We start from the raw sequence: 6,637 nt of genomic DNA, 5'->3' as shown, positions 1-6,637 counted from the left end.
ATATCTAATAATAAACCATTGACTGCAAATCGATCAGTGGTGAAGTCTAAGTATGGAAATATTGGTCTGAAAAATATAAAAAAAAGGCTTGAAATTCTTTATCCAAAAAAACATAAAATAAAAATTACTGATGCGGAGGATTTTTTTTTGGTAGCGCTGGAGATAGAGGTTCAAGAGAGCCCAAATTAATTTTTTATGTAAATAATTATATGGAACATTATAAAAAAGAAGTTTTTATAAAAAAAATGAGGTATTTCCTCTGTATATTGTTGGTGTTGCCTGTGTTTTCTTGTCTGGTTAAAGCACAGCAGAAAACATCTGTTAAAAAGGGATTTTCTGCGCCAAAAGGTTTTGGCTACAGATGGAAGGAGGCTTTCGAAGGTATACCTTTTAAGCTTCCAGATGGTATAGAGTTGAGGGAGGCAATTAAAGGTTATTCCGGCTTTTTTCCAGATTCCTGTCAGGGGATAACCTGGGAGAATATGAAAAGCGAGGGGGCCTTAGTGGGTGTTTGTGGTGGTTTTAGAAATAAGACTAAGCAGGCAATTAATGTTGATTTGCCACCGGGGCTTATTTTGATTTCTCAATCTGATGAAACCCAACATGGAATACTAGTGGAAAAACTCAGTGTTCAGATTCCTAGCGAACAGTATTTATTCGCTCCAAAAGACAGTTATTTAGCTGCTGGTGCCTATTGTATTAACCTGGGCCGTCCCGGTGGGGGTAATCCTGGCTTTACTTACAAATTTGGGCCCATAACTACTTTTAAACCTTTACTGGATTTCTTTAAGTTGTTGGAGAAAAAGGAAAAGAGGGTGCCTGGCCAGGTTCCTGACCCAATGATTTCTGCAATTATTCAAGGTTGTATATGGAACATCATTTCGAAGGGTTACCTGGATAAGTATAATATGGAGCAGTTTGCTAAAATTCCTGACAAGAAGAAATAAGGGTTAGGATTTTAGAAGGTAGTTTTAATTTTTTTTTGACATTCTGTTTTATAGTTTCTTCCAATGGGTAATTCTCTCCCTAAGACGTCTATGGAGTAGGAATGATAGCTTTCAATTTTATTTATGGCTACAATGTAGGATCGGTGTATGCGCACGAACTTATCTTCTGGGAGCAGGTCTTCTAATAAACTGATCCGCTGTTTGCTGATTAACTCTTTTTCTTTTAATACAATCTTAATGTAGTCTTTGAGGCTTTCTACCCAGTAAATATCTGCAGTATTTACTTTGACCATTTTTCGTTCTATGCGCAGGTATAGAAAGATATCTCCTTTTTGATCGGTTGGTTCCTGGGAGATATTTATTTTGGTGCTGCTGGTCTTGTAAAATTCAAATACTTTGTCCATTGCCTTTAGGAATCGGTTGAATGGAATGGGTTTAAGCAGGTAGTCGACTGCATTAAGATCATATCCTTCTAATGCGTAGTCTTGGTAGGCGGTTGTGAAGATAACTTTAGGTGGGTTTTTCAGGCTCCTGATTAGATCTGTGCCCATCAAGCCTGGCATTTTGATGTCGATGAAAATGAGATCAATTTTATCCTGCTGAAGTAATTGAAAAGCCTGGATTGCATTGTTGCAGGTACCTACGACCTGGATGGCGGGGAAATTCTTTATATATTGTTCGATGACCTCGACGGCATAGGGTTCGTCATCTATGATGAGTGTTTTGATTTTCATATCTTAATCATTTAATGAATTAAAGTATAATCTATCGCTGAGCGTAAGCTCTAATATAGCAATATAGGTGTCTTGTTGATCTCGTATGGTGAATTTGTGGGCTTTTTTATAGTGAATATCCAGGCGTTTTTGGATGTTTTGTAATCCAATTTTTTTAAAGTGGCTTTCTGCGTGATCGCTTTGATTTGGAGATTTACTATTGGCTACCCTGAATGTTAACCGGTTGGCATTGATCTGGATATCAATGGTTATCCAGGGATGATTGATGGTTTCGCTTGTTCCATGTTTAAAAGCATTCTCTACTAAGGTTAACATCAATAGCGGGGCGATATCATTTTGCTGGGTATCGCCGGTAATGTTTATGTTCATTTCAATTCCGTTTTGATATCTTATTTTTTCAAGTTTGAGATAACTTCTAAGAATTTCAATGTCTCTTGATAATTTTACGTTTGCGGCATTGCATTCATAAAGCATATAGCGTAGGATTTGAGAAAGTTCCAGTACAATTTCTGAAGATTGGGCTGATTTTCTTAGGGTTAACGCGTAGAGGTTGTTCAGTGTGTTGAAAAGAAAATGCGGGTGTATTTGTCCTTTAATGAAGTTGAGTTCAGTTTGTAACGCAATTTGTTTCCTTTGGTACCACATTTTGAAAAATCTGATGCTGAGAAAACACATGCAAATTAAGGATAATACCAGGTGCGTTAGAAATTCTTGATATGGAGATGTAACGACTTGATTATGCATCTGAGCTGCTATTGGTTGTAAGAAAGCCTTGCGGTGGGTGTACCTGAACTGATGATCTGTTCGAACTCAATGTTTGCCGTGTTGCTGTATGGCTGATTGGAATCTAGTTTTTTTAATTTCAAAGGCGTGCCGTTGTAGGTGGCGCTAACGGTATATTTTCCTAGGGGGATATCGTTTACAACGCTATAGCTTGTTACTACAGGACGCTTGGTGATAGTTATTCCTGTTGATCCGTCTATGAGTGTGCCGACTGGATTGAGTGTCACGACAATTTTTTCTTCATCGATGTAATAACCGGGTTCATTATAAAGCTCCAATGTGGCACCGTAAAAGCCATCAAGAGTAACCGGTTTGGCTCCTGTTAATTTCCATTGGAAGTCCCTCACCGCACCTTCATTTCCAAATGCATCGTTACCATCACAATGAAGCTCAAGCTTATATTGCTTGCCGTTAAATTCCCTGTTTAGGTATGCCGAAGCATGGAATGTACCTACATTAGAAACCTTTATTTTGTAAAGTCCTTTACTATCTGTCACGCCGTTTGCAGTTGAATGGTATCCTACCAGGGTATTTTCAATTGATACTTCTACCCCCGCTAATGGATTGTCTTTAGTATCGGTTACTTTTCCTGTTGCGTAACCTCTTTCCGCTTCAGCCTCAGTTGGATCTTTTTTGCAGGAGCAGGCAGTTAATGAAATGATTATCATCAGGAAGAAAATAAATGTATTCCTGGTTATTTTTTTGCTGATGTGAACAAGAATTGAAAAAGTTGATTTCATATTTTTATTTTTTTGTTTTGAATTAAGATATTGATGCGTTTTATTGTCAGTTTCTGATGTCGTGAAGTATTGCCTTTGTTGATGAAGCTACTTGCATGCGGACGATCTTACCGTCTTTCCAGTAGACCGGATTATTATCTTCATTTCCAGACACGTATATGCTTGCACCGCTATCATAGATATCGCTGGTGGTGTAGACTGACGTACCATTTGCTTCTAATGGAACCTTCTGGATGACAAATAAACCACTTGTACTATAACCAATCTGATAATAATAAGCTGTCTTATCATTATTTACATATCCGTATAACAACACGATATTGCCTTTAACGGTGAGGTTTCCGGCATGGAAGTCCACAGGGAGGCCCAGTCTGTGTGATTGCACTACTTTGGTATTTAAATCAACAGTCACATACAGGTATCCGGTAATACTCGTTGGGTCGTATCTTGCTGAACAGATAAAGCCTGCGATATGGTCATTAACCATAACCATGTCGTGGGGAGTGAGGTAGCTGAAGTCTTGAAGCTCTACCCTGTAAGTATTCAGAAAATTATTTTCACGGTATACCGAGATATCAGTCCAAAATAATTTGGCCTCATAATGCGATACGAATACCCCTGAGCTACCCACGGCTATAAACTCATAAGCTTTGTTTCGTAACAGCTCATGCACTGTTGGGTTACCTGCACGATCGATCTTGTAATAATAACGTTTGTCCGATAGGTCTGTTAAAGTTGATGCGGCCATTAAATAAGCTTCCTTATTAAATGTAGTATGGGCGATGAAGGCTTCGTTCCAGCTAGATATAATTGGAATATTCAGTTTATCGGAAAGGGTAACATAATTTTTCTTATTAAAATAGGTGATTCTGGATGCATTCTGAGAGACTGACTTTGAACCAAAGAAGTGGACTGTTTTCTTTCCTGAATTTTCCTGTATGAATATACTCTCAAGCCCGGCACCTTCTAATGAATAATCCGTAAAGGATTCTTTAATCGTACCCTCTGCCCATAAAGCATAGCTACCTTGGTAACCGGTATACTTTTCTCCAATGATGTAGATGTCGGCAGTTGCCGGGATGGTTTCCTCGCTGCCTCCGTTGGGGTTTGGAATTGGTTCTTCTTTGGGATCAGCTGGTATGGGATTCTTTGTGCAGGCACTCAAAAGGAATATCGAAAGCATCGCACAGGTAACTAGTCGTTTCATGTTTTTCTTTTGTATAATTGTTAATCCTAAAGTCGCATAGCGAATAATTGCGGTAAGTGATGTTGTCATGTAATGCTACAAAGTTCATGGGAAGGAAATTATGATTCAACTATTGTCGACAGAAGACATACCCTGGCCCGTAAACTGTTGTATATGGACAGGTTTCGAACATTTTGTTTGGCTTCAAGTGATTTGAGAACTCTCTAAGATTCTCATCCTTATATTTACCAGATATCAGGTTAATCTTTTGGTTTCTATTTTATCTGATACCACATTGGTTATTATTTTGAACGAATATGGCTTGAAATCTCAATATGATACAGAAATGATCTTACACCAGATCGTTCAGGAAATAGAAAACAAAGGTATTGGAGAATTAGAACAAGGAAGATATTTAAAACAATAGTGCGTTTTGATGCAATTGCGTAATTTAGAGAAAACATCAATTAAAAATATGGCACTAACAGGAAAAATATTTGTAGAAGAAAAGGACATCTTGTACATCAGAGGTGAGATTAAAGGAGAGATCAGAGGAGAACACAAAAAAGCCTTAGATGTTGCTCAGGAATTGAAGAACGAAGGATGTTCTTCATCATTTATAACCAAAATCACCAAACTTTCGATTCAGGAAATCGAAGCTCTTTAGTATCCTCTCCCCTAGTTCTTCCAATTCTTGGAAGAACGCGCGCCAAACACTCCAATTTTCTGCGCATAACCACAAAATACGATATTAACAACTACATTATAGGGCAATCACGTACCGAATTGATACAATAGCTAAAACAAAAATGGCGGGCATCAGTTAGATACCCGCCATTTTTATTTAGATTCTTTATTCTTATTTGGAAAGCTTGCTAGAAGTTACAGCTATGTTAACTGACTCTGTAAGCTGAGCATCCAGATCAGCATGAAATACAGGGCTAGATGAAACAGTTTTTAAGGCTGCAAATTGATTTACATTGATTTACATTGATTTGTGAAGCATCAGAGATTACCGATACATGGCGTTCTGCAGATCCACTTAGTTTTAACGAAGAAGCATCTTTGATCACTGTATACACATCCTGTGCAACAACATTCACGTCCACTTTGGCATTGTCCTGTACAAATACCTGAAGTATTGGTAAGTTGAAACGGCCGGTTGATTTTACAACTGCATTTTCAGAAGCATCGATTCTTTTCAAATCGTTCACGGTTAAATACACGGTTGTTGTTTCATCACCAATAGAATTGATAAACAATTTATTCCCCTCTCTTTTGAAAGAAACTTTAGCCTCTGTTTGATCTGTTTCTACACGAAAACCTTCTTTAGTTCCCTGAGTTAAATATACCTTTAAATTTCCAGTCACTTTGATCATTGTTGCACCGGAAACGGTAGAAACTGCGGATGGATTTTTATCCCCTTCTTTTGCAAAAGTTGTAAATGCAGATGAAGTTAAAACGATAGCGGTTAAAGCTGTTGCGAATAAGGTTTTGATAGCGGTTTTCATATCTTTATGTTTTAAGTTTTTTAAATTCTCTTTGTACATAAGACGTGCTCAAACCAGAAACGTTTCACCCATTTTGCCCCTATTAGACCAACAACAGGGTAACTATCGACGAACACACAGTTATTCACGACCAGCTACTCCACTTAGACAATTTTGCACTTTACATTACTATACAAATACCCCCTGACTAAAATTTTATCTCTATTGTAGATTATTTGGTTTACCCCTAAAGCAGAAAAAACACCTTGTTGTTTGTAGTATATATTTCTGTATTCTGGTATATCTACATAAGAAGCTTCAAAGTCATCTCCTAATGAGAGATTGTTATCGCAACCCGTGATGATTACCTCAAAGGAAACCAGCATCATTAATATTATATATATTTTTTTCATGTAAACAAGATGATATAAATATCGATTATTCAATCCAAATATACTTTTGTACAGTAGTGAAATAAGGCCTTTTTATAAATATTTTAGAATCTACCGCTCTAGATTTTTCACCTGCAGGTCGATAAAATAAAGATGTCGGTGTTTTAACGTCTGACTGCTATACTCTTACCAGAAAATAGACTATTATAGATCCCATAAGAATAGTAATAGTTCCATTTATATACCAAAATTTTCTTACCCACTCTTTAAAAATAAACATATTCAATAAACTTATTATGAACATACCTAAGACGAGGGCAATCATCGCATAAGTACGAATTACAAATGGGAATTCAGCGCTAGAG

The 6,637-nt window shown here is 37.2% G+C and carries 8 protein-coding genes and 1 pseudogene; 3 read left to right on the top strand and 6 right to left on the bottom strand.

The genetic code is table 11. The features are described from left to right. Positions 1-189 (top strand): annotated as a pseudogene (locus DBR11_RS30150) (hypothetical protein); the annotation flags it as partial. A 20-nt stretch (positions 190-209) separates the two neighbouring features. Then, positions 210-947 (top strand): hypothetical protein, encoded by a 738-nt coding sequence (locus DBR11_RS12810; protein ID WP_108553060.1) that lies wholly within the window; start codon positions 210-212, stop codon positions 945-947. An 11-nt stretch (positions 948-958) separates the two neighbouring features. On the opposite strand, the gene DBR11_RS12805 is transcribed toward DBR11_RS12810, so the two are convergent. From DBR11_RS12805 to DBR11_RS12790, 4 genes are all read right to left on the bottom strand, one after another. Continuing rightward, a complete protein-coding gene (locus DBR11_RS12805; RefSeq protein WP_108553059.1) occupies positions 959-1,681 on the bottom strand; it encodes a LytTR family DNA-binding domain-containing protein in 723 nt (240 codons plus the stop codon). Positions 1,682-1,684: 3 nt separating this feature from the next. Next, entirely contained in the window at positions 1,685-2,326 is a 642-nt protein-coding gene (locus tag DBR11_RS12800) for a sensor histidine kinase (RefSeq protein ID WP_158275284.1), read from the bottom strand. A gap of 107 nt (positions 2,327-2,433) precedes the next feature. Next, on the bottom strand, positions 2,434-3,204 hold the full coding sequence (locus DBR11_RS12795; RefSeq protein WP_108553057.1) for a carboxypeptidase-like regulatory domain-containing protein: 771 nt from the start codon (positions 3,202-3,204) through the stop codon (positions 2,434-2,436). 46 nt (positions 3,205-3,250) lie between these two features. Next, the gene (locus tag DBR11_RS12790) at positions 3,251-4,411 is read right to left on the bottom strand and encodes a hypothetical protein (RefSeq protein ID WP_146186525.1); all 1,161 of its coding nucleotides are present in this window, start codon (positions 4,409-4,411) and stop codon (positions 3,251-3,253) included. Between the two features lie 454 nt (positions 4,412-4,865). Here DBR11_RS12790 and DBR11_RS12785 point away from each other — a divergent pair, with 454 nt between their 5' ends. Next, entirely contained in the window at positions 4,866-5,057 is a 192-nt protein-coding gene (locus DBR11_RS12785) for a hypothetical protein (RefSeq protein ID WP_108553061.1), read from the top strand. Positions 5,058-5,331: 274 nt separating this feature from the next. On the opposite strand, the gene DBR11_RS12780 is transcribed toward DBR11_RS12785, so the two are convergent. Then, the gene (locus DBR11_RS12780; RefSeq protein WP_146186524.1) at positions 5,332-5,901 is read right to left on the bottom strand and encodes a GIN domain-containing protein; all 570 of its coding nucleotides are present in this window, start codon (positions 5,899-5,901) and stop codon (positions 5,332-5,334) included. A 143-nt stretch (positions 5,902-6,044) separates the two neighbouring features. After that, positions 6,045-6,293 carry a hypothetical protein gene (locus tag DBR11_RS12775; protein ID WP_108553054.1) on the bottom strand — a complete coding sequence of 83 codons (249 nt, stop codon included), beginning with the start codon at positions 6,291-6,293 and terminating at the stop codon, positions 6,045-6,047. Positions 6,294-6,637 lie beyond the last annotated feature (344 nt).

The organism is Pedobacter sp. HMWF019 (assembly GCF_003061025.1).
Taxonomy (GTDB): Bacteria; Bacteroidota; Bacteroidia; order Sphingobacteriales; family Sphingobacteriaceae; genus Pedobacter.
This window is presented reverse-complemented; position numbering and strand designations above follow the sequence as displayed.

Coding starts and splice junctions, on each gene's coding strand:
- DBR11_RS12810 (WP_108553060.1), top strand. CDS start 210: ATGGAACATTATAAAAAAGAAGTTTTTATAAAAAAAATGAGGTATTTC.
- DBR11_RS12805 (WP_108553059.1), bottom strand. CDS start 1,681: ATGAAAATCAAAACACTCATCATAGATGACGAACCCTATGCCGTCGAG.
- DBR11_RS12800 (WP_158275284.1), bottom strand. CDS start 2,326: ATGTGGTACCAAAGGAAACAAATTGCGTTACAAACTGAACTCAACTTC.
- DBR11_RS12795 (WP_108553057.1), bottom strand. CDS start 3,204: ATGAAATCAACTTTTTCAATTCTTGTTCACATCAGCAAAAAAATAACC.
- DBR11_RS12790 (WP_146186525.1), bottom strand. CDS start 4,411: ATGAAACGACTAGTTACCTGTGCGATGCTTTCGATATTCCTTTTGAGT.
- DBR11_RS12785 (WP_108553061.1), top strand. CDS start 4,866: ATGGCACTAACAGGAAAAATATTTGTAGAAGAAAAGGACATCTTGTAC.
- DBR11_RS12780 (WP_146186524.1), bottom strand. CDS start 5,901: ATGAAAACCGCTATCAAAACCTTATTCGCAACAGCTTTAACCGCTATC.
- DBR11_RS12775 (WP_108553054.1), bottom strand. CDS start 6,293: ATGAAAAAAATATATATAATATTAATGATGCTGGTTTCCTTTGAGGTA.